This window comes from Streptomyces sp. NPDC058457, from assembly GCF_042720695.1.
In the GTDB taxonomy this organism is placed as follows: domain Bacteria; phylum Actinomycetota; class Actinomycetes; order Streptomycetales; family Streptomycetaceae; genus Streptomyces.
Map to the genome: position 1 here is coordinate 103,265 of NZ_JBHXLU010000004.1, position 18,631 is coordinate 121,895.

Annotated in this window: 15 protein-coding genes; 10 read left to right on the forward strand and 5 right to left on the reverse strand. The window is 73.1% G+C overall.

Going from position 1 to position 18,631, the window contains the following annotated elements; translation table 11 throughout:
• Nucleotides 1-59: 59 nt before the first annotated feature.
• The gene (locus tag ACFWPS_RS05365) at nt 60-704 is read right to left on the reverse strand and encodes a hypothetical protein (RefSeq protein WP_383701190.1); all 645 of its coding nucleotides are present in this window, start codon (nt 702-704) and stop codon (nt 60-62) included.
• Between the two features lie 350 nt (nt 705-1,054).
• Here ACFWPS_RS05365 and ACFWPS_RS05370 point away from each other — a divergent pair, with 350 nt between their 5' ends.
• Both ACFWPS_RS05370 and ACFWPS_RS05375 read left to right on the forward strand, forming a co-directional pair.
• A complete protein-coding gene (locus ACFWPS_RS05370) occupies nt 1,055-2,329 on the forward strand; it encodes a serine/threonine-protein kinase (RefSeq protein ID WP_383701484.1) in 1,275 nt (424 codons plus the stop codon).
• A gap of 332 nt (nt 2,330-2,661) precedes the next feature.
• Nucleotides 2,662-4,017, forward strand: a complete 1,356-nt coding sequence (locus ACFWPS_RS05375; protein WP_383701192.1) for a beta-1,3-glucanase family protein — start codon at nt 2,662-2,664, stop codon at nt 4,015-4,017.
• A 45-nt stretch (nt 4,018-4,062) separates the two neighbouring features.
• On the opposite strand, the gene ACFWPS_RS05380 is transcribed toward ACFWPS_RS05375, so the two are convergent.
• Entirely contained in the window at nt 4,063-4,461 is a 399-nt protein-coding gene (locus ACFWPS_RS05380; RefSeq protein WP_383701194.1) for an ArsR/SmtB family transcription factor, read from the reverse strand.
• 69 nt (nt 4,462-4,530) lie between these two features.
• Between ACFWPS_RS05380 and ACFWPS_RS05385 the strand changes: the two genes are divergently transcribed.
• Nucleotides 4,531-6,453 (forward strand): heavy metal translocating P-type ATPase, encoded by a 1,923-nt coding sequence (locus ACFWPS_RS05385; protein ID WP_383701196.1) that lies wholly within the window; start codon nt 4,531-4,533, stop codon nt 6,451-6,453.
• A gap of 120 nt (nt 6,454-6,573) precedes the next feature.
• Nucleotides 6,574-7,233 (forward strand): zinc ribbon domain-containing protein, encoded by a 660-nt coding sequence (locus tag ACFWPS_RS05390; protein ID WP_383701198.1) that lies wholly within the window; start codon nt 6,574-6,576, stop codon nt 7,231-7,233.
• Here ACFWPS_RS05390 and ACFWPS_RS05395 read toward each other — a convergent pair.
• Nucleotides 7,222-7,911: a GNAT family N-acetyltransferase gene (locus ACFWPS_RS05395; RefSeq protein WP_383701200.1), complete on the reverse strand. Its 690-nt coding sequence runs from the start codon at nt 7,909-7,911 to the stop codon at nt 7,222-7,224. The two genes, ACFWPS_RS05390 and ACFWPS_RS05395, sit on opposite strands and share 12 nt — an antisense overlap.
• Nucleotides 7,912-8,055: 144 nt before the next feature.
• On the opposite strand from ACFWPS_RS05395, the gene ACFWPS_RS05400 reads away from it, so the two are divergent.
• From ACFWPS_RS05400 to ACFWPS_RS05415, 4 genes are all read left to right on the forward strand, one after another.
• The gene (locus ACFWPS_RS05400) at nt 8,056-9,246 is read left to right on the forward strand and encodes a permease (RefSeq protein ID WP_383701203.1); all 1,191 of its coding nucleotides are present in this window, start codon (nt 8,056-8,058) and stop codon (nt 9,244-9,246) included.
• An 82-nt stretch (nt 9,247-9,328) separates the two neighbouring features.
• The gene (locus tag ACFWPS_RS05405; protein ID WP_383701205.1) at nt 9,329-10,162 is read left to right on the forward strand and encodes a class I SAM-dependent methyltransferase; all 834 of its coding nucleotides are present in this window, start codon (nt 9,329-9,331) and stop codon (nt 10,160-10,162) included.
• Between the two features lie 207 nt (nt 10,163-10,369).
• Nucleotides 10,370-11,977: an adenosine deaminase gene (locus tag ACFWPS_RS05410; protein WP_383701486.1), complete on the forward strand. Its 1,608-nt coding sequence runs from the start codon at nt 10,370-10,372 to the stop codon at nt 11,975-11,977.
• A 103-nt stretch (nt 11,978-12,080) separates the two neighbouring features.
• Entirely contained in the window at nt 12,081-15,287 is a 3,207-nt protein-coding gene (locus ACFWPS_RS05415) for an ATP-binding protein (RefSeq protein ID WP_383701207.1), read from the forward strand.
• Here the strand turns inward: ACFWPS_RS05415 and ACFWPS_RS05420 are convergent.
• Both ACFWPS_RS05420 and ACFWPS_RS05425 read right to left on the reverse strand, forming a co-directional pair.
• Nucleotides 15,265-16,059 (reverse strand): ABC transporter permease, encoded by a 795-nt coding sequence (locus tag ACFWPS_RS05420; RefSeq protein WP_350786227.1) that lies wholly within the window; start codon nt 16,057-16,059, stop codon nt 15,265-15,267. The genes ACFWPS_RS05415 and ACFWPS_RS05420 overlap by 23 nt on opposite strands.
• Complete coding sequence (locus tag ACFWPS_RS05425; RefSeq protein ID WP_383701209.1) at nt 16,056-17,039, reverse strand: ATP-binding cassette domain-containing protein; 984 nt, start codon at nt 17,037-17,039, stop codon at nt 16,056-16,058. Before ACFWPS_RS05425 ends, ACFWPS_RS05420 begins: the two co-directional genes overlap by 4 nt.
• 133 nt (nt 17,040-17,172) lie before the next feature.
• On the opposite strand from ACFWPS_RS05425, the gene ACFWPS_RS05430 reads away from it, so the two are divergent.
• Together ACFWPS_RS05430 and ACFWPS_RS05435 are read left to right on the forward strand one after the other, a co-directional pair.
• Complete coding sequence (locus ACFWPS_RS05430; protein ID WP_383701211.1) at nt 17,173-18,129, forward strand: sulfite exporter TauE/SafE family protein; 957 nt, start codon at nt 17,173-17,175, stop codon at nt 18,127-18,129.
• An 81-nt stretch (nt 18,130-18,210) separates the two neighbouring features.
• A complete protein-coding gene (locus ACFWPS_RS05435; protein ID WP_383701213.1) occupies nt 18,211-18,579 on the forward strand; it encodes a peptidoglycan-binding protein in 369 nt (122 codons plus the stop codon).
• Nucleotides 18,580-18,631: the final 52 nt, after the last annotated feature.

An 18,631-nucleotide genomic window follows, 5' to 3' on the forward strand; every position in this document is an offset into this window, starting at 1 on the left:
ACGAGATGTGAGAACGAAGGGCGTGCGGAGCGCCCGGACGAACGACGGGGGTTGTCGCGTCAGCCGGAGGCCGGCACGGCGGGCATGACCCAGAAGTACTCGCCCGCGTCGTCGTAGTCGTAGATGAGTGCCGACGCCCCGGTGCGGAGCACGCCGCCCGGCCCCGCCGCGTCGTCGAGGCTCTGCCGGACCTGTACGACCGCGGAGGAGCCGTCGGCCGCACGGACCTCGGCCTGTCCGAAGTCGGGGCCGACCCGTCCGGTGCGGATCACGCAGCCGAGGCCGACGAAGTCCCGGCGGGACGGCGGCGGGGCGGGCGCCGGCATCAGCCGCCGCAGCGGCCACGCCAGCACCCGCGCTCCCGCCCAACCGCCGACCAGGGCGACCGGCAGCAGGACTCCCCCGTGTCCGCTGCCGGCCACGACCCGGCCGCTGAGCGCGCTGAACCAGGCGAAGGCGATCACCAGCGACACCGCCACGGTGATCGGCACCCCGCCCAGGCCCAGCACCTTCTGCAGTCCCCCGTGGCCATGGCGTCCCCCGCCATGCCCGTGGCCGTGCCCGTGGCCGTGATGTCCTCCGCGCGCCCCATGGAAGTGGGCGCCCCCCAGGAGCACCAGCAGCCAGTAGACCGCAACCACGCCGAGCGCGAAGGTGAAGACCACGGTCGGAAACGCCGTGACCGCCCCCAGAAAGTCCCCCACTGCACTCGCCCGCCTCTGCAGATCCCCCGACGGCCACGCTTCGTGTGCCGCAGGCGCAAGGGTGACACCGCGACAACGACGGCGCAGTGCATGATCCCGGAAGTCTCGGCGGCCCTTTCACGTCCCGGATCAGCTCACACACCGGAACGGACACGGGTGCGGGTGCGGGTGCGGCCGGTCGAGGTGTCGGGCAACAGCTGATCGCGGGGGAGCAAGTCCCGTTCGTGGTCGGTCGCCGTCGGCCCGCCAGTAGAGTGGGGAAGCTGCGGCAACCCACCAACATCCGTCCTCTCACAGGGACATGGCCGACAGCGGTCGAGTCGTCTCACTGTGTGAGGATGAAGCAAAAGGTGCTGATAGCGGGCCGGTACCGGCTGAAGACCGCCATCGGGCGAGGTGCGATGGGAGAGGTCTGGCGGGCGTACGACGAAATGCTCGGCAGACCGGTGGCGGTCAAGCTCCTGATCGCCCAGAACTCCGATCCCACCGCCGCCGCCCGCTTCCGTCTGGAGGCCCAGACAGCGGGCCGGCTCCAGCACCCCCATGTCGTCGGCGTCGTCGACTTCGGCGAGCAGGAGGGCCGTCTGTTCCTGGTGATGGAGCTGGTCGAGGGCGACAGTCTGCACCGCGTGCTCGCCCAGGCGGGGTCCCTGCCGGCCGAGGAGGTCGCCCGCATCGCCGCCCAGGCGGCCGCCGGGCTCGCCGACGCACACGAGCAGGGCATCGTGCACCGGGACATCAAACCCGGCAACCTCCTCCTGGACGCCGTCGGATCCGTGAAGATCGGTGACTTCGGTATAGCGCGCTTCATGGACGACCCGGGGGGCGCGCTCACCGCGACCGGTCAGATCGTCGGGACCAGCCTGTACATCGCCCCCGAACGCGCCCTCGGCAAGCCCGCAGGACCGCCGTCCGACGTCTACTCGCTCGGCTGCGTGCTCTACCAACTGCTCACCGGCCGGACGCCGTTCAACGCCGACAGCCCCATCGCCGTCCTCCACCACCACCTCGACACGCCCCCCGTGCCGCCGCGGCAGCTGGGCGTCGCGCTGCCGCCCGCTTTCGAGAACTACCTGCTCGGTCTCCTCGCCAAGCGGCCCGAGGACCGCCCCTCGGCGCGTCAGACGGCCGAATGGTTCGCCGCGGGCTCCTGGCGGGGACGTCCCGAGCCCCTCCCGGCAGCCGCCCCGCGCCCCGCCCCGGAGCCGCGTACGACCCCCTCCGGGGCGCCCTCGGGGGCATGGCCCGGAACGAACGTGCCCCCTGGCTCCGTCACCACCTACGCCTTCCCGTCCACCGCCACCGGCAGCGCGCCGGCCCACCGGGGGCGGCGTCGTCAGCGCACGGGAGGCCGGGCCTTGGGCGGCGTACCGCGATCGAGGACCGTGGGTGCCATCGCCGCCGTGGTGGTCTTCCTCGCGGCGCTGCTGATCGGCATCGCGTGGTTCTCCCCCGACCACAGCTCCGCGGACACACCACCGACCGGCCGGCCCAGCGCCACGAACCCGGCCCCGGCCACGCCCTCGGCCCTGAACCCCCCGCCGACCGGCGGCGACAACGGCCCGGACCAACAGCAGGCCCCCAAGAAGGGGAAGAACAAGCGCGGCGGGGACGACAAGGACTGATCCAGTCCCCCGCTGTCTCTCCGCCTCCGTGCTGCCCTGCCGCCCTGAGCGGCAGCGTGGCGGCGCGGAAAGGTCCGTACCGGTTGCGTCAAGGGTTGTAAAAAGGCGGCGGCTTGGGGCCGTCCAAGCAGTCGGAAGCTGAATCCGGCGGGCGCGTTGCGCGCCGTGGCGGGGCCGGGATCTGCGCCGTGTCGTCCGTGCGGGCTCAACCCGATTGATTTCGGCTTCAGTTGTTGACGGCGGGCAGTGGCGGGTCTACAACCCGAGGGAGCGCTCTCATGTCTGCTGTTGCTCCATCCCCACGCACGCCGTACCGGCTTGAGGAGACCCGCATGCAGAGTTCCGCCGGCGCACCCACCCGCAGACCACCGGCCGCCGCCGTACGCCCACGCGCGGCTCTCGGACTGGTCGTCGTCCTGATCGCCGCCTTCTTCGCGGTCCTCGCACCGTCGCCCGCGCACGCCGCCGACCAGTTGCTGTCCCAGGGCAGGCCGGCCACCGCCTCCTCGACCGAGAACGCGTCCTTCCCCGCGAGCGCGGCGGTCGACGGCAACACCGGCACCCGCTGGTCCTCGGCCTTCTCCGACCCGCAGTGGCTGCAGGTCGACCTCGGGTCCGTCCAGCAGCTCAGCAGCGTCACCCTGAACTGGGAGGCCGCCTACGCGAAGGCCTTCCAGATCCAGACCTCCACCGACGCCACCACCTGGACCACCGTCTACTCCACCACCACCGCCACCGGCGGCACCCAGAACCTGACCGTCACCGGCAGCGGCCGCTACGTCCGCCTCTACGGCACCGCGCGGGGCACCCCGTACGGCTACTCGCTCTGGGAGTTCCAGGTCTACGGCCCCGGGTCCACCACCCCGCCGGACGACTTCTGGGGCAGCACCAGCGACATCCCCGCGGCCAACAACGCCGTCGAGGTGAAGATCCTCAACCGCACCAACGGCAAGTACCCGGACAGCCAGGTGTACTGGAGCTTCAACGGCCAGACGCACTCCATCGCCGAGCAGCCCTACCTCGACATGCCGGCCAACTCCGCGGGCCGCATGTACTTCTACCTGGGCTCGCCCACCAGCTCGTACTACGACTTCATCGAGTTCACGGTCGGCAACAACGTCTTCAACGGCAACACCACCCGGGTCGACGCCTTCGGCCTGAAGCTGGCCATGCGCCTGCACACCAAGGACGGTTACGACACCGAGGTCGGCGAGAACCGGCAGACCTTCGCCGAGGACCGCGCCACCACCTTCCAGCGCTTCACGGACGCCGTTCCGAGCCAGTTCAAGGTGCTGGCCCAGACCCAGGCCCCGTACCGGATCATCGCGCCCGGCAGCGACCCGAGCTTCCGGGCGGGCGGCGCCAACGCGAACTACTTCACCTCGTACGCCCAGTCGGTGGGCGTCACCGCGGCCACCTCCGACATCTTCGGCTGCGCGGCCTCACTGGCGGCCGACCCGAACACGTGCGCCGCGCTCAACCGGCACGTCGCCACCCTGCCGGCCTCCCAGCAGTCCGACCCCGCGCAGTTCTACACGGCGGCACCGGCGAACTACTACGCCAAGTTCTGGCACGACAACGCCATCAACCACCTCGCCTACGGCTTCCCCTACGACGACGTGGCGGGCCAGTCCTCCTTCATCTCCCACGCCAACCCGCAGTGGCTCCTGGTCGCCGTCGGCTGGTAGCCGGCCCGGCGGAACGGGGCCGGGCCGGGGGTCCGGCCCCGTTCGTCAGGCCGTGGGGGCGCCGACCGTCCCGGGCTCCGCGTCCACGGCGGCGGCGTCGTTCAGGCCGAGCCTGAGGTGTTCGACGTGGTAGAGGGCCTGGTCGAGGAGTTCGGCGACGTGGTTGTCGTAGAGGGAGTAGACCACCGAGCGGCCTTTGCGGGTGCCCACGACCAGGTCCAGGTTGCGCAGCAGGCGCAGTTGGTGGGAGCAGGCGGACTGCTCCATGCCGACCTCCGCCGCGAGTTCGGTCGCGGGCAGCGGGCCTTCGCGCAGGCGGGCCAGGATGAGCAGCCGGGACGGGGTCGCCAGGGCCTGGAGCGTGGTGGCGACCTTGGCCGCGTTGGCCGCGGTGAGGCGGGCGCGCGGAACGTTTCCGGCCGGTTGTGCGGCTCCATGACCCATGCGCCCATCGTACAGACGCCACCCATGAACGAATGAATTGCTATTCATATGTTCCTGTATGGTGGCGGGATGTCTTCCACCCGTACCCGGATCCTGGCGCTGCCCGAGGCCCGCTGGGCGGCGGCCGCGCTGCTGCTGTTCCTGGCCGCGCTGCCGCTTCACCTGGCCTCGGCACCGGCCTGGTCGTGGGGCCCGCTGTTCACGGCCGTCTACGTCACCGGCGGCTGGGAGCCCGGCTGGGCCGGCCTGCGGGCCCTGCGTGCGCGGACCCTGGACGTGGACCTGCTCATGGTGGTCGCCGCGCTCGGTGCGGCGGCGATCGGGCAGGTGCTGGACGGCGCCCTGCTGATCGTCATCTTCGCCACCTCAGGAGCGCTGGAGGCGATCGCCACCGCCCGCACCGCCGACTCCGTGCGCGGCCTGCTCGACCTCGCCCCCACCACCGCCACCCGGCTCGCGGACGACGGCACCGAGGAGACCGTGCCCACCGGGGAACTGTGCGTGGGCGACACCCTCCTGGTACGGCCCGGCGAACGGGTCGGCGCCGACGGCCGGGTCCTGGACGGCGCGAGCGACGTCGACCAGGCCACCGTCACCGGCGAGCCGCTGCCGGTGGCCAAGGCGGCCGGGGACGAGGTGTTCGCCGGCACCCTCAACGGCACCGGCGCCCTGCGGGTGAAGGTCGAACGCGACCCGTCCGACTCGGTCATCGCCCGGATCGTCGCCATGGTCGAGGAGGCCGCCGGGACCAAGGCGCCCACCCAGCTCTTCATCGAGAAGGTCGAACAGCGCTACTCGATCGGGATGGTCGCCGCCACCGTGGTCCTGTTCGCGCTGCCCCTGCTGTTCGGCGCCGGGCTGCAGTCCACCCTGCTGCGGGCCATGACCTTCATGATCGTGGCCTCCCCGTGTGCCGTGGTCCTGGCGACCATGCCGCCGCTGCTGTCGGCGATCGCCAACGCCGGCCGGCACGGTGTGCTGGTCAAGTCGGCCGTCGTCATGGAACGCCTGGGCCAGGTGGACGCCGTCGCCCTGGACAAGACCGGCACCCTGACCGAGGGCACCCCGCGCGTCACCGACATCCGTCCGCTGACCGGGTCCGGGCCGGACGAGCAGGAGCTGCTGCGGCTCGCGGCGGCGGCCGAGCACCCGAGCGAGCACCCGCTGGCCCGCGCCGTCGTGGACGCGGCCCGCAGCCGAGGCCTGGACATCCCGGCCGCGGCGGGGTTCGCCTCCGCGCCCGGTACCGGTGTCACCGCCGTGGTGGCCGGCCGCAGGATCGAGGTCGGCAGCCCCGCCCGGCTGCCGGCCGACGGCAGCGCGCATCCGCCGGCCACCGTCGCCGCCGTCACCGCGGTCGCCGCCGGACTGGAGGAGCAGGGCCGCACCGCCGTGCTGGTCATGGCCGACGGTACGCCGGTCGGCGTGCTCGGCATCGCCGACCGGCTGCGCGCGGAGGCGGCGGCCACCGTCGCCGCGCTGGGCCGGCTGACCGGCAGCGCTCCGGTACTGGTCACCGGTGACAACCCGCGAGCGGCGGCCCGGCTGGCCGGCGAGGCCGGCATCACGGACGTCCGTGCCGGTCTCCTGCCGCAGGACAAGGTCACCGCGGTGCGGGAACTGGCGCGCGCCGGGCGGAAGGTGCTCGTCGTCGGGGACGGCGTCAACGACGCCCCCGCGCTCGCCGCCGCCCACACCGGCATCGCCATGGGCCGCGCCGGTTCCGACCTGGCCCTGGAGACCGCCGACGCCGTCGTCGTACGCGACGAGCTGGCGACGATCCCGGCCGTGGTCGCGCTCTCCCGCCGGGCCCGGCGCCTGGTCGTGCAGAACCTCGTCGTCGCCGGGCTGTTCATCGCCGGGCTGGTCGTCTGGGACCTCACCGGCGACCTGCCCCTGCCCCTGGGCGTCGCCGGGCACGAGGGCTCCACCGTGCTCGTCGGCCTCAACGGCCTGCGCCTGCTCGCGGACCGGGCCTGGGGCACGCCCTGAGGTCATGGTGAGGTCATGGCGAGGCCATGTCCTGAACTCGGCGGCTTTGGCCAGAACCAGTACCGTTTCCCCAGCGTCGTACGGCATGTGTGCCGATGGCCTGACCTGTGGGGGGACCACATGAGCGCCGAGATCTACTTCAGCAACAACTACCGGGATCTGTGCGAGCGCAACGGGACCGGTGCCGGGTTCCAGTTCGAGTTCTCCTGCTCCCGCTGTTACGACACCTGGCGCTCGCCGTTCGAGCCGTACACCGGAGAGCGGGCCGCGACCTGGGTGCGGAAGGGGGCCGACGTGGCGTGGGGGCTGCTCGGCCGTACCGGTACCGGGCTGTCATCGGCGGCCGAAGGGCTGGCGGGGGCCGGTTACGGGCGCGCCCGCGACGAGGCGTTCCAGCGGGCGATCGACAATGCGCAGGGGCACTTCAACCGCTGCGCGCGCTGCACCGACTACGTGTGCGGCCGCTGCTGGAACGCGGCCCAGGGGCTGTGTCTGCGCTGCGCTCCGGACACGGCGGCCGAGGCCATGGCAGCCCAGCAGCGCGGCCTCAACGACATGGCCTCGCAACGCGCGTACGCCGCGGGGCAGCAGACCGGGCAGGGCTACGACCCCAGCACGCCCCGCCAGTTGGTCTGCCCGCAGTGCCGCACCGAGACGCACGGCGCCGCCTTCTGCTCCGGCTGCGGCTACCAACTGGCCCGGTCCGAACAGTGTTCCTCCTGTTCCGCGGTGGTGCCGGACGGAGCGGCCTTCTGCCCGGGGTGCGGTTCACGCAGGTAGCGGGGCGGCACCCCGGCAGCGGGTGAGCGGGGCCGTCGTCGTGCGCTGGAGCCAGCGGGCGTCGATCTCGCGGCCGTCGGGGAGGGTGTGGCGTGGCGGTCCGTCGGCCGCCACGAAGCCGGCCTTCGCCAGGGCCCGGCCGCTCGCGGTGTTCGCCGGTTCGTGTCCCGCCCGCAGCGTCCGCAGTCCCAGGTGGGTGTGGCCGAGGACCGCGGCGGCCCGGAACAGTTCCGTGCCGAGCCCCAGACCGCGCGCCTCGGGCGCCAGCCATCCGCCGATCTCCCCGGTGCCGAGGTGCAGCACCGTGCACCCGGCGTACCTGCCGTCGTCCAGGCGTACGCCGACCAGCACCTCCTCCTCGCCGGAGTGGAGTTCATAGGGCTGGGCCAGCAGGTTCCTGAGGAACCGGGACCTCCGCAGGGTCTCGGTGTCGCCGGGAAGCAGCCGGAGCAGGCCTTCGCGGACGTCCACGTCGGCGACGACGCGGTCGCCCCAGCCGAGCCATCGCTGGGCCTCGGGGTCCGAGGCGGCGGCCGCGGCGGCGGCGAGGTCCAGTGTCGTCTCCGGCGTGTAGAGCAGGAGGCGGTCCGTGCGCAGGGTGTGCCGCCGGTGCCAGCACGGGCCGGGCAGCGGGAGCCTGGGAGCCGTCCGCCCGCGGCGCAACCGTGACCAGACCATGCGGCTCCCCCCTGGGCCCCTCGCGACCGTGGCGGAGTCTACTGCCACCGACGCCACCACCCGGATGCCGTGGTACCACTGGCCAGTATACCCTCCAGGGGTATATAACCGGATGGTCGCGATCGGCTGCGAAGGGCGGACACCATGCATGCGATCGGGCACGCGCTCTCCATCGCGGGGTCGATGACCTGGGAGATCACCTGGGCGCTGATCCTCGGCTTCACGCTCTCCGCGGTCGTGCAGGCCGTGGTGCGCCGGGAGACGGTCGTACGGCTGCTCGGGGACGACCGGCCCCGTACGCTCGCGCTGTCCGCGGGGTTCGGCGCCGCCTCCTCGTCCTGTTCCTATGCCGCCGTCGCCCTCGCCCGCTCCCTCTTCCGCAAGGGCGCGGACTTCACCGCGGCCATGGCCTTCGAGATCGCCTCCACCAACCTCGTGATCGAACTGGGCGTGATCCTGGCCCTGCTGATGGGGTGGCAGTTCACCGCCGCGGAGTTCGTCGGCGGCCCGATCATGATCGTCGTCCTCGCCGTGCTGTTCCGGGTCCTGCTGCGGGAGCGGCTGCTGCGCCGGGCGCGGGAACAGGCCGAGCGCGGGCTGGCGGGCTCCATGGAGGGGCACGCGGCGATGGACATGTCCGTGGGCGGCGAGGGCGGTTTCGTCCGCCGGCTCCTCTCCCGGGACGGGTTCACGTCCGTCTCCCACATCTTCGTCATGGAGTGGGCGGCGATCCTGCGCGACCTGGTGGCGGGCCTGCTGATCGCCGGGGCGATCGCCGCCTGGGTGCCGGACGACTTCTGGCAGAGCTTCTTCCTGGCCGGCCATCCGCTCGCGGCCAAGCTGACCGGGCCGCTGATCGGTCCGGTGGTGGCCATCGTGTCGTTCGTCTGCTCGATCGGCAACGTGCCGCTGGCCGTGGTGCTCTGGAAGGGCGGCATCAGCTTCGGCGGCGTCATCGCCTTCATCTACGCCGACCTGCTGATCCTGCCGATCCTCAACATCTACCGGAAGTACTACGGCGCCCGGATGGCCGCCTTCCTGCTGGGCACCTTCTTCGTCTCGATGGCGGTGGCCGGCTACGTCGTGGAGCTCGTCTTCGGCGGTCTGGGGCTGGTCCCCGACCAGGCCGACGCGAAGATCCCCGACGAGGGGATCAGCTGGAACTACACCACGTACCTCAACATCGCCTTCCTGCTGCTGGCCGCCGCGCTGGTCGTACGGTTCCTGCGCAGCGGCGGCCCGGCGATGCTGCGGATGATGGGGGGCTCGCCGGAGGGCGGGGAGCAGGGGGAGGCACCCGGGCACGAACACGGACACATGCACGACGCGGACTGAGTGGGCGCCCATCGGGGGAGAACGTCCGGGTCCGACCCGTTCGCCGGGGAGACATCGTGGAATTCGTGGAAGAGGAGATCACGTGGACCCCACCCGCGACCTCGCCGTCGCGCCCGCCGTGCGGGCCGTCTACGGGCCCCAGGACCTCAGCTCCGCACCGGCGTTCGCGGGCGGGTTCATCAACTTCGGCCACTGGGACGGGATCCCGCTGGACCGCCCGCTGACCGCCGAGGACCGGGTCCGCAGCCAGCGCAACCTCTACCGTCACGTGCTCGGCACCCTCGACGGGGCGGGCGCCCGCGCGGTCGAGGTCGGCTGCGGGCTGGGGATCGGCGCGGCGCTCGCGCTGGAGGAGTTCGGGTTCGCCGCCGTGACCGGTCTGGACATCCACCCCGAGCAACTGGAGCGGGCCCGCCGGGCCAACGCCGGTCTGCTCGCCCGCGCGCCGGAGCGGCTCGGCTTCGCGCACGGGGCGGCGGAGCGGATGCCGTTCGAGGACGGCCGGTTCGACCGGCTGTACTCGGTGGAGGCCGCCCAGCACTTCCGCGACCTGCCCGCGTTCGTCCGCGAGGCGGCGCGCGTCCTGCGCCCCGGCGGCCGGCTGGCCGTCACCAGCTTCTTCCTGCCGGCCGGTGCCGAGAACGCGGGCGGGGAACTGGCCGCGCGGCTGGAGAGCTTCGCGTCCGGCCTGGACGTGGCCCACCCGCTGGTGTCCCTGCTCGACGCCCTCGGCACCGCAGGCCTGACCGGCGTACGGGCCGAGTCGATCGGCACCCATGTCTGGCCGGGCCTGGACCGTTTCCTCGCCGGCGTCGACATGCCCGTGCAGTGGCCGCGCAACTTCCTGCCGGCGTACCGCGACGGCCTGCTGGACTACTACGTCGTCACGGCGGACCGCCCGCCGGCCGACGCCTGACCCGCGGGACGGCCACCCACGCCGCACGCACCGCACGCACCGCTGCGCCCGCTCGGGTGGCTCCGCGGTGCGTGCCGCGTGGCTGTCCCGTCCCGGCCGGGCCGACTTGATGATCATCGGTCCGTGACGACCTACGACGGCACTCGCACTGCCGGCCACCCACGCCGCACGGCGCCCGCCGTCGCAGCCGCCTCCCGGCACCCGGCCCTGGCCCGTGCCCGTGCCCGTGCTCTCGCCGCGGCCCTGACTCTGCTCTGCTGCTCCCTGCTGACCGGCCTGTCGGCCGCACCACCCGCGGCCGCACAAACCGGGGCCCGGTCGGCAGCACGCCCGCCGACGGATGCCGAAGCCCGCACCGACGCCTACCTGACGTCGCTGCGGACGGCCCAGGACCCCGGCGCCCTGCGCAGGTTCTTCCGCAAGCTGCCCAAGGGCGGCGACCTGCACAACCACCTCTTCGGTGCGGTCAGGACCGAGTACCTGATCGCGCTCGCCGCCGAGGACGGGCTGTGCATCGACACCGCGACGCTGACCGCCGTCGTACCGCCCTGCGGCCCCGGCACCCGGCCGGCCGCCGACGCCCGTGAGGACCGTGACTTCCGCGAGGCGATCCTGCGGGCCTGGTCCATGTACGGCTTCCCGCCGGACCAGAGCGGCCACGACCATTTCTTCGCCACGTTCGACAAGTTCGGGCTGGTGCCCTCGCTCCATCCGGGCAAGGTGCTCGCCGAGGTCGCCGACTCGGTCGCGGCGCAGCACCAGTTCTATCTGGAGACCATGGTCAACCCGGCCTCCGACCGCGCCGAGCAGCTCGCCGACGAGGTCGGCTGGGACCCCGACCTCGCCGCCCTGCACGCGAGGCTCGTCGGAAGCGGCCGGCTCGACGAGGTGGTCGCCGACGCGCGCCGGGCGACGGACGACGCCGACGCCGAGTTCCAGGCCGCCGCCCGCTGCGGCACCGACCGTCCCCGCCCCGGCTGCAAGCTCACCGTGCGCTTCGTCTACCAGGCCTTCCGCGGCGAGTCACGGGAACGCGTCTTCACCGAACTGGCCCTCGGCATGCGGCTCGCCGAACGCGATCCCCGTTTCCTCGCCGTCAACCTCGTGCAACCCGAGGACGGGCCCGTCGCGCTCGCCGACTACACCCTGCAGATGCGCATGGTGAGGTACCTGCACACGGTCTACCCGAGGGCGCATGTCACCCTGCACGCGGGCGAGTTGCGGCCCGGACTGGTGCCGCCGGAGGACCTGCGGTTCCACATCCGGGAGGCCGTGGACATCGCCGGCGCCGAGCGCGTCGGCCACGGCGTGGACCTCCGCCACGAGGACGACTGGCAGCGGACGGCCCGCACGATGGCCGCCCGGCAGATCGCCGTCGAGGTGCCCTTCACCAGCAACGCGCAGATCCTCGGTGTGCGCGGCGCCGCGCACCCCTTCGACACCTACCGGTCGTACGGGGTGCCGGTCGTCCTGGCCACCGACGACCCCGGCGTCTCCCGCACCGACATCAGCCACGAGTACCAGTACGCCGCCGAGACCTACGGCCTGACGTACCCGGAGCTCAAGGACCTGGCCCGCGCCTCCCTGGAGTACGCCTTCCTGCCCGGCGGCAGCCTGTGGCGGGGCAACCCCACGCGTGACGGCTACCGTCCGGTCGCCGCGTGCGCCGGGCAGCTGCCCGGCAGCGGGCGTGTGCCGGGGCCGGAGTGCCGGGCCCTGCTCGACGCGAGCGCGAAGGCTGCGGTGCAGTGGCGTGAGGAGGCCGCGTCGGTGTCGTTCGAGCGGACCTTCGGCCGGGCCGCGTCACGACATTGAAAGTGCCGCGATAGGCCGTGTGTCGACTGCGGCGCCGTCGTGGCTGGTCGCGCAGTTCCCCGCGCCCCTTCAGGGCGCTGCCGGACCCGCCTAGTCTGCACTGGTGACCACCACCGAGACCCCCGAGCTCACTCTCCTGCCCCGAGTCGCCTGCCGTGGACGGGAGATCACCGCGCCCCGGCTGCGCGGGCTGCTGGCGCTGCTCGCGGCGGACCTGCGCACCGGCTGCAGCACCGGGCGGCTGGTGGAGGGGCTGTGGCCGGACGAGCTGCCGGAGCGGCCGGGCAAGGCGGTGCAGATCCTGGTGTCCCGGCTCAGGTCGCAGCTGGGTGCCGAGCTGGTCCTGAGCACGCCGACGGGGTACCGGCTGGGGCTGGACGAGATGGGGGTCGACAGTTCCGCGCTCCTCGTGCACGAGGCGGCCGCCGGCGAGCGCGCCCGGACCGGGGACCACGAAGGATCCCTGGCGCGGGCCGTCGCGGGGCTGGCGCTGTGGGACGGGAGCGTGGGCGCCGGGGCGGACGAGGAACTGCACGACCCGGTGGTGGCGCTGCGGGCCGAGCGGGTGCGGGCGCACCGGGCGCTGGTGCGCTCCCATGCCCTCGCGCTGGCCCGGCTGGGACGGCGGGCGGAGGCCAGCGCACCGCTGGCCGAGCTGAACCGGGAACTGCCGCGGGACGAGGAGGTGCTGGCGGAACTGCTGCGCTGCGAGGCCGCCGGCGCGGGCCGGGCCGCGGCGCTGACCCGGTACGACGGCTACCGGCGCCGGTTGCGGGACGAGCTGGGGACTGACCCGGGGCCGCAACTCCGGGCCGTGCACCAGGAGTTGCTGAGCGCGGACGCGGCGCCGGTCCGGCACGGGGTGCCGCACGAGCCGAACCCGCTGCTGGGCCGGGACGCCGACGTCGCCGCCGTGGCCGGGCTGCTGCGGGGCGCCCGGGTGGTCACCGTCGTCGGGCCGGGCGGGCTGGGCAAGACCCGTCTCTCGCACGCGGTGAGCCGGGCGGCCGAACAGCCCGTCGTCCACTTCGTCACGCTGGCCGGTGTCACCGACGACGACGTGGCGGACGAGGTCGCCTCTGCCGTCGGCGGCGGGGAGGGCCGCCAGCTCCCGGGCGGCGGCAAGGACACGGTGAGCGGGATCGTCGCCGCGCTGGGTCCCCGACCGGCGCTGCTGGTGCTCGACAACTGCGAGCACGTGATCGCCGGCGCGTCCGCTCTCGTACAGGCGCTGATATCACGGTCGAAGGAGCTGCGGGTGCTCGCCACCAGCCGGGCCCCGCTCGGCCTGACCTCGGAGTCGGTGTACGCACTGCCGGAGCTGTCCCTGGCGACCTCCGTCGAGCTCTTCGGGCAGCGGGCGCGGGCCGCCCGGCCCGGCGTGGACCTGCCCGCCGACCGGGTCGCCGAGATCTGCCGTCATCTGGACGGGCTGCCGCTGGCCGTGGAGCTGGCCGCGGCCCGGGTGCGGGTGCTCTCCGTGGCCGACATCGCGCACCGGCTGCGGGACCGTTTCGCGCTGCTGCGCGGCGGCGCCCGGGACGCGCCCGAGCGGCACCGCACGCTACGGGCCGTGGTCGAGTGGAGCTGGAACCTGCTGGAGCCCGGGGGACGGGCGGCGCTCCGCGCACTGTCGGTGTTCCCCGGCGGCTTCGACGCGGCCGCGGCGGAGTACGTGGTCACGGCCACCGACGGCGAAGGCGACGGCGACGGCGACGGCGACGGCCTGGACTCGATGGAGCTGCTGGAGCAGTTGGCCGGGCAGTCGCTGATCAAGGTGGGTGAGGGTCCGGCCGGGGTGCGCTTCCACATGCTGGAGACGCTGCGGGAGTTCGGCGCCGCCCGGCGGGCCGAGGCGGGTGAGGACGAGGCCGTGACGGGCCGGTTCCTCGCCTGGGCCCGGGACTTCGGCCGGGCCCACCACGCCGGGATGTACAGCGCCGACGCGCTGTCCTCCTTCGACCGCGTCCGCGCCGAGCAGGACAACCTCGTCCTCGCGCTGCGGCACGCCCTGGCCCGCTCCGACGGGCCGGCCACCGCCGCCGTCACCGCCGTACTGGCCTCCCTGTGGTCCGTCGGCAACAGCTACACCCGGTTCGTCACCCTCGCCGCCGAGACCGGCGGGCCGCTGTCCCACTTCCGCCCGGGACCGGAGCACCCCGAGGACGTGGAGACGGCCCGGAGCGCGGCGGCGGTCTGCGCGGCCGGTCTCTTCATGGGCTACGGCCCGCACGCCGCACGGCAGCTCGTCACGCTGCGCCGCCTGCCGCCCGTCCCGGCGGACACCGTGCCGCGGGCCCTGGCCGCCGTGCTGTGCGCGGCCCCCGACATGCGCCCGCCTCGGTACGAGCGGCTGGAGGAGCTGTGCGACGCCGGCGAGCCGCTGCTGGCGGGCATCGCGGCGGGCGTCGCCAGCTACCTGTGGGAGTCCGCGTACGAGACGGAGCGCGCCCTCCACTACGCCCGCCGGATGGCCACAGCGGTGGGGCCGCTCGGCAACCCGATCATGATGCTGCTCAGCCACGGGCGGATCGGCGAGCTGTGCCTCAAGACGGAACGCGGGGCGGAGGCGTACGACCATCTCCGGGCCGCGGACGCGCTCGGTGACGCCGGTACCTGGTCGGACGCGATCGGCGTCCGCTTCGCGCTGGTCTCCGCCTGCCTGCAGCGCGGGGAGATCGAGGAGGCGGAGTACTGGCTGGGCCGCGCCGCCCCGGACCGGCAGCCGGGCTCTCCCGAGGCCTTCACCCCCGAACTGCTCCAGGCCCGGGCGGAGATCGCGCTGGCCCGGGGGCTGACCGAGGTCGGCCTCGGCCTCTGGCGGCAGGCGGCACTCGGGATCCGGGAGGCCAGTGCGCAGGCCGCGGACGATCCCTTCCTGGACTCGTGGTCTCTCCACCTGCAGGCGGCCGCGCTCGCCGCGCACGCGCAGCACGGCCGGCTGGAACCGGTCGCCGAGCTGGCCGGGCAGCTGCGCGAACGGCTGCTCGGGATGCTGTCCGGCAACGCTTCCGGCGCCGGGGACCTGCTGGAACTGCCGGTCTACGGCGCGGTGTTGCTCGCGCTCGGCCACGCGGGGCTGGCCAGTGGCGACACGACGGCGGTACGGCTGCTGGCGCTGGCGGAGGTGCTGCCGGTGATGCGGGACCTGCCCACGCTCTCCTCGGCCCGGTCCCGGGAGGCGGCCGAGAACGCGGACAGGGCCGCGTACGCCGACGCGAGGTCGGGGTACGCGGCCCTGGAGCCGGATCAGCTGCGGGCGGCGGCCCGCCAGGCGCTGCACGGGCTCACTGCCGGGGCTCACGGTTGAACCGCGCCTTGGACCACAGGTAGCCCAGCACGGTCAGGCCCAGGCCCCAGGCGAGGGCGAGCACCGCGTTCTTCGTGCCGATCTCGCTGCCCAGCAGCAGACCGCGCAGGGTCTCGATGAAGGGCGAGAAGGGCTGGTACTCGGCGAACCAGCGGAACCAGCCCGGCATGGCGTCCACCGGGACGAACGCGCTGGACAGGAAGGGCAGCATCACCAGCGGCGTCCCGATGTTGCTGGCGCCCTCGGCGTTGGGGCTGATCAGGCCGATGCCGACGGCGAGCCAGGTCAGCGCCAGGCTGACCAGGGCCATCAGGCCGGCCGCCGCGAGCCACTCCACCGGCGACGCGTCGGGCCGGAACCCGATGGCGAGCCCGATGCCCAGGACCAGGACCAGCGCCATCATCGTCTGGATCACGCTGCCGACCACGTGGCCGATCAGCACCGAGGCGCGGGAGATCGCCATGGTGCGGAAGCGGGCCATGATGCCCTCGGTCATGTCGGTGGCCACGGCCACCGCGGTGCCGAGCGAGGTCATGGCCGCGGTCAGGAAGAGGATGCCGGGGACGAGGTAGGCGACGTACTCGGACCGGTCGGCGTGGCCGCCGGTGATGCCGGCGCTCATCACGTTGCCGAAGACGTAGACGAAGAGCAGCAGCAGGATGACCGGGGTGAGCAGGAGGTTCAGGGTGAGGGAGGGGTAGCGGCGGGCGTGCAGGAGGTTGCGCCGCAGCATGGTGAGGTTGTCGCGGAGGGCGTAGGAAGCGGTGCTCATCGGACGGTCTCCTTGTCGGCGGTGCCGGCGTTGCTGGCGGTGTCGTCGGTGCTGCCCGTCAGGGCGAAGAACACGTCGTCCAGGTCGGGGGTGTGCACGGAGAGCTCGTCGGCCTCGATACCGGCGGCGTCGAGCCAGTCGAGGATGGCGCGCAGCTCGCGCTGGCTGCCGCCGCTGGGGATCTGCAGGGTGAGGGCCTCGTCGTCGCGGGTGGTCTCGCGGAGCGCGGTGGCCGCCTGCTCGTAGGCCACCGGGTCGGAGAACCGCAGCCGTACGTGACCGCCGGGCACCAGCCGCTTCAGCTCCTCGGCGCTGCCCTCGGCGACGAGCCTGCCGCCGTTGAGCACCGCGATGCGGTCGGCGAGCTGGTCGGCCTCCTCCAGGTACTGGGTGGTGAGGAAGACGGTGGTGCCGCCGGAGACCAGCTCGCGGATGATCTGCCACATGGTGTGCCGGGAGCGCGGGTCGAGGCCGGTGGTCGGCTCGTCGAGGAAGATGATCCGCGGGCTGCCGACCAGGGTCATGGCGATGTCGAGCCGGCGCTTCATGCCGCCGGAGTAGGTGGAGGCGGGCTTCTTCGCGGCCTCGGTGAGGTCGAACCGCTCCAGCAGTTCGGCGGTGACCTGCCGTCCCTCCTGCTTGGAGAGGTGGTGCAGGTCGGCCATGAGGAGCATGTTCTCCTCGCCGGTGATCAGTCCGTCCACGGCGGAGAACTGGCCGGTGACCCCGATGGCGGCCCGTACCGCCTGGGCCTCGGCGGTGAGGCCGTGCCCGGCGATCCGGGCCTCGCCGCCGTCGGCGGAGATCAGGGTGGACAGGATGTTGACCACCGTGGTCTTGCCCGCGCCGTTCGGCCCGAGGAGGGAGAAGATCGTGCCGGCGGGCACCCGGATGTCGATGCCGTCGAGGACGGTCTTGTCCCCGTAGGCCTTGCGCAGCCCGGTGGCCGCGATCGCGAGTTCGTGTTCGTTCGTCGTCATGCCGCAGAGCGTGCCGCCGCGGCGGTTCAGCCCGGCTTCAGCCCGGTTTCAGCCGGGCGGGACGGCCTCGGAGCACTGAAACCGGCGGCGTTCCATACATTTCCCATAGGAATGGTGGTTAAGGTCCCCCACCATGGATTCCACTGTTCCGATCGTCATCGCGGGAGCCCTGGTCGGTTTCGCCGTAGGGCTCACCGGCATGGGCGGCGGAGCGCTCATGACGCCGATCATGGTGATGGTGTTCGGGGTGAATCCCACCGCGGCCATCGGCAGCGACCTGGCCGCCTCCGTGTTCATGAAGCCGTTCGGCGCGCTGATCCACCAGCGGGCCGGCACCGTGCGCTGGGACATCGTGCGCTGGCTGCTGCCGACCGCCGTCCCGGCCGCCTTCGGCGGCGTGTTCCTGCTCCGCGCGCTCGGCGACGGCGACGACCTGCAGCAGCGCGTCAAGTACGTCGTCGGTACGGCGCTGATGCTCGCCGTCGTGGGCATGCTCGCCCGCATGTGGCTCGACCGCCGCCGCACCGCCGCGGACGCCACGGACGGGGAGGGCGGGGAGGACGGGGAGGACGCCCGGGTCCCCGTACGGCCCGCGGCCACGCTGCTCATCGGACTGGTGGGCGGGGTGATCGTCGGGATGACCTCGGTCGGCTCGGGCTCCCTGATCATCGTGATGCTGATGCTGGCCCACCCGCGGCTCAAGGCCAACCACCTCGTCGGTACGGACCTGGTGCAGGCCATCCCCATGGTGGCCGCGGCCGCCCTGGGCCACCTGCTCGTCGGCGACGCCGACCTGGGGCTCGCGGCGACGCTCCTGATCGGCGCCATCCCCGGGGTGCTGCTCGGCTCCCTCGTCTCCAGCCGGGTCGCCGGATCCACGGTGCGCTGGGCCCTGGTCGTGCTGCTCACCGGGTCCGGTCTTGCGATGCTGAAGGCGTCGTCCACCGTCGTGCTGCTCGGGTGCCTGACCATGGCCCTGCTCGGCGCGCTCGCCGCCGTACGCGACCGGCGCTCGGCGCGCCCCGGGGCGTCGGAGACGTCGGAGACGTCGGCAGCAGCGGAGATGGCGGGCGTCCCCGGCTCCCGGTGACCGGGGGGCTCCCGACTCGCGGGTGCCACCGCTCCCGCGCGACCATGGGCAGAAGTCGAGTCGCCCCCCGAAGGAGCGGGCATGAGACGAAACCGACTGCTCACCTCGGCCGCGGTACTGGGCGCGGCCGTCGCCCTGGGCCCTGCGGCGCCCCACACCGCCTCGGCCGCCCCCGGCCAGAGCTGTTCCTACGTGGCATCGGGCTACCGGCCGACGCTGACGTACGGCGCCACCGGAGCGGCGGTCAGACAGGCGCAGTGCCTCAGCAACGCGTGGGGCGGGCAGCCGCCCAAAGTCGCCCCCGACGGGTTCTACGGCACGGTCATGCAGCAGAAGATCGAGTGGATCCAGACCTGCCACGGCCTGCCGGCCAGCGGAGTCGTCGAGGGCCGCACCTGGCACGTGCTGTACCACCCGGCCCTGGACTGCTACGTCCCCTACCCGTCCTGATCCCCACGCTGATACCCACGCTGATCTCCGTCCTGATCCCCGTCCTGAACCG

Bases quoted from the DNA above. Each gene is read 5' to 3' on its own strand.
- ACFWPS_RS05375 (WP_383701192.1), top strand. From the start codon at position 2,662: ATGCAGAGTTCCGCCGGCGCACCCACCCGCAGACCACCGGCCGCCGCC.
- ACFWPS_RS05380 (WP_383701194.1), bottom strand. From the start codon at position 4,461: ATGGGTCATGGAGCCGCACAACCGGCCGGAAACGTTCCGCGCGCCCGC.
- ACFWPS_RS05385 (WP_383701196.1), top strand. From the start codon at position 4,531: ATGTCTTCCACCCGTACCCGGATCCTGGCGCTGCCCGAGGCCCGCTGG.
- ACFWPS_RS05390 (WP_383701198.1), top strand. From the start codon at position 6,574: ATGAGCGCCGAGATCTACTTCAGCAACAACTACCGGGATCTGTGCGAG.
- ACFWPS_RS05395 (WP_383701200.1), bottom strand. From the start codon at position 7,911: ATGGTCTGGTCACGGTTGCGCCGCGGGCGGACGGCTCCCAGGCTCCCG.
- ACFWPS_RS05400 (WP_383701203.1), top strand. From the start codon at position 8,056: ATGCATGCGATCGGGCACGCGCTCTCCATCGCGGGGTCGATGACCTGG.
- ACFWPS_RS05420 (WP_350786227.1), bottom strand. From the start codon at position 16,059: ATGAGCACCGCTTCCTACGCCCTCCGCGACAACCTCACCATGCTGCGG.
- ACFWPS_RS05425 (WP_383701209.1), bottom strand. From the start codon at position 17,039: ATGACGACGAACGAACACGAACTCGCGATCGCGGCCACCGGGCTGCGC.
- ACFWPS_RS05430 (WP_383701211.1), top strand. From the start codon at position 17,173: ATGGATTCCACTGTTCCGATCGTCATCGCGGGAGCCCTGGTCGGTTTC.
- ACFWPS_RS05435 (WP_383701213.1), top strand. From the start codon at position 18,211: ATGAGACGAAACCGACTGCTCACCTCGGCCGCGGTACTGGGCGCGGCC.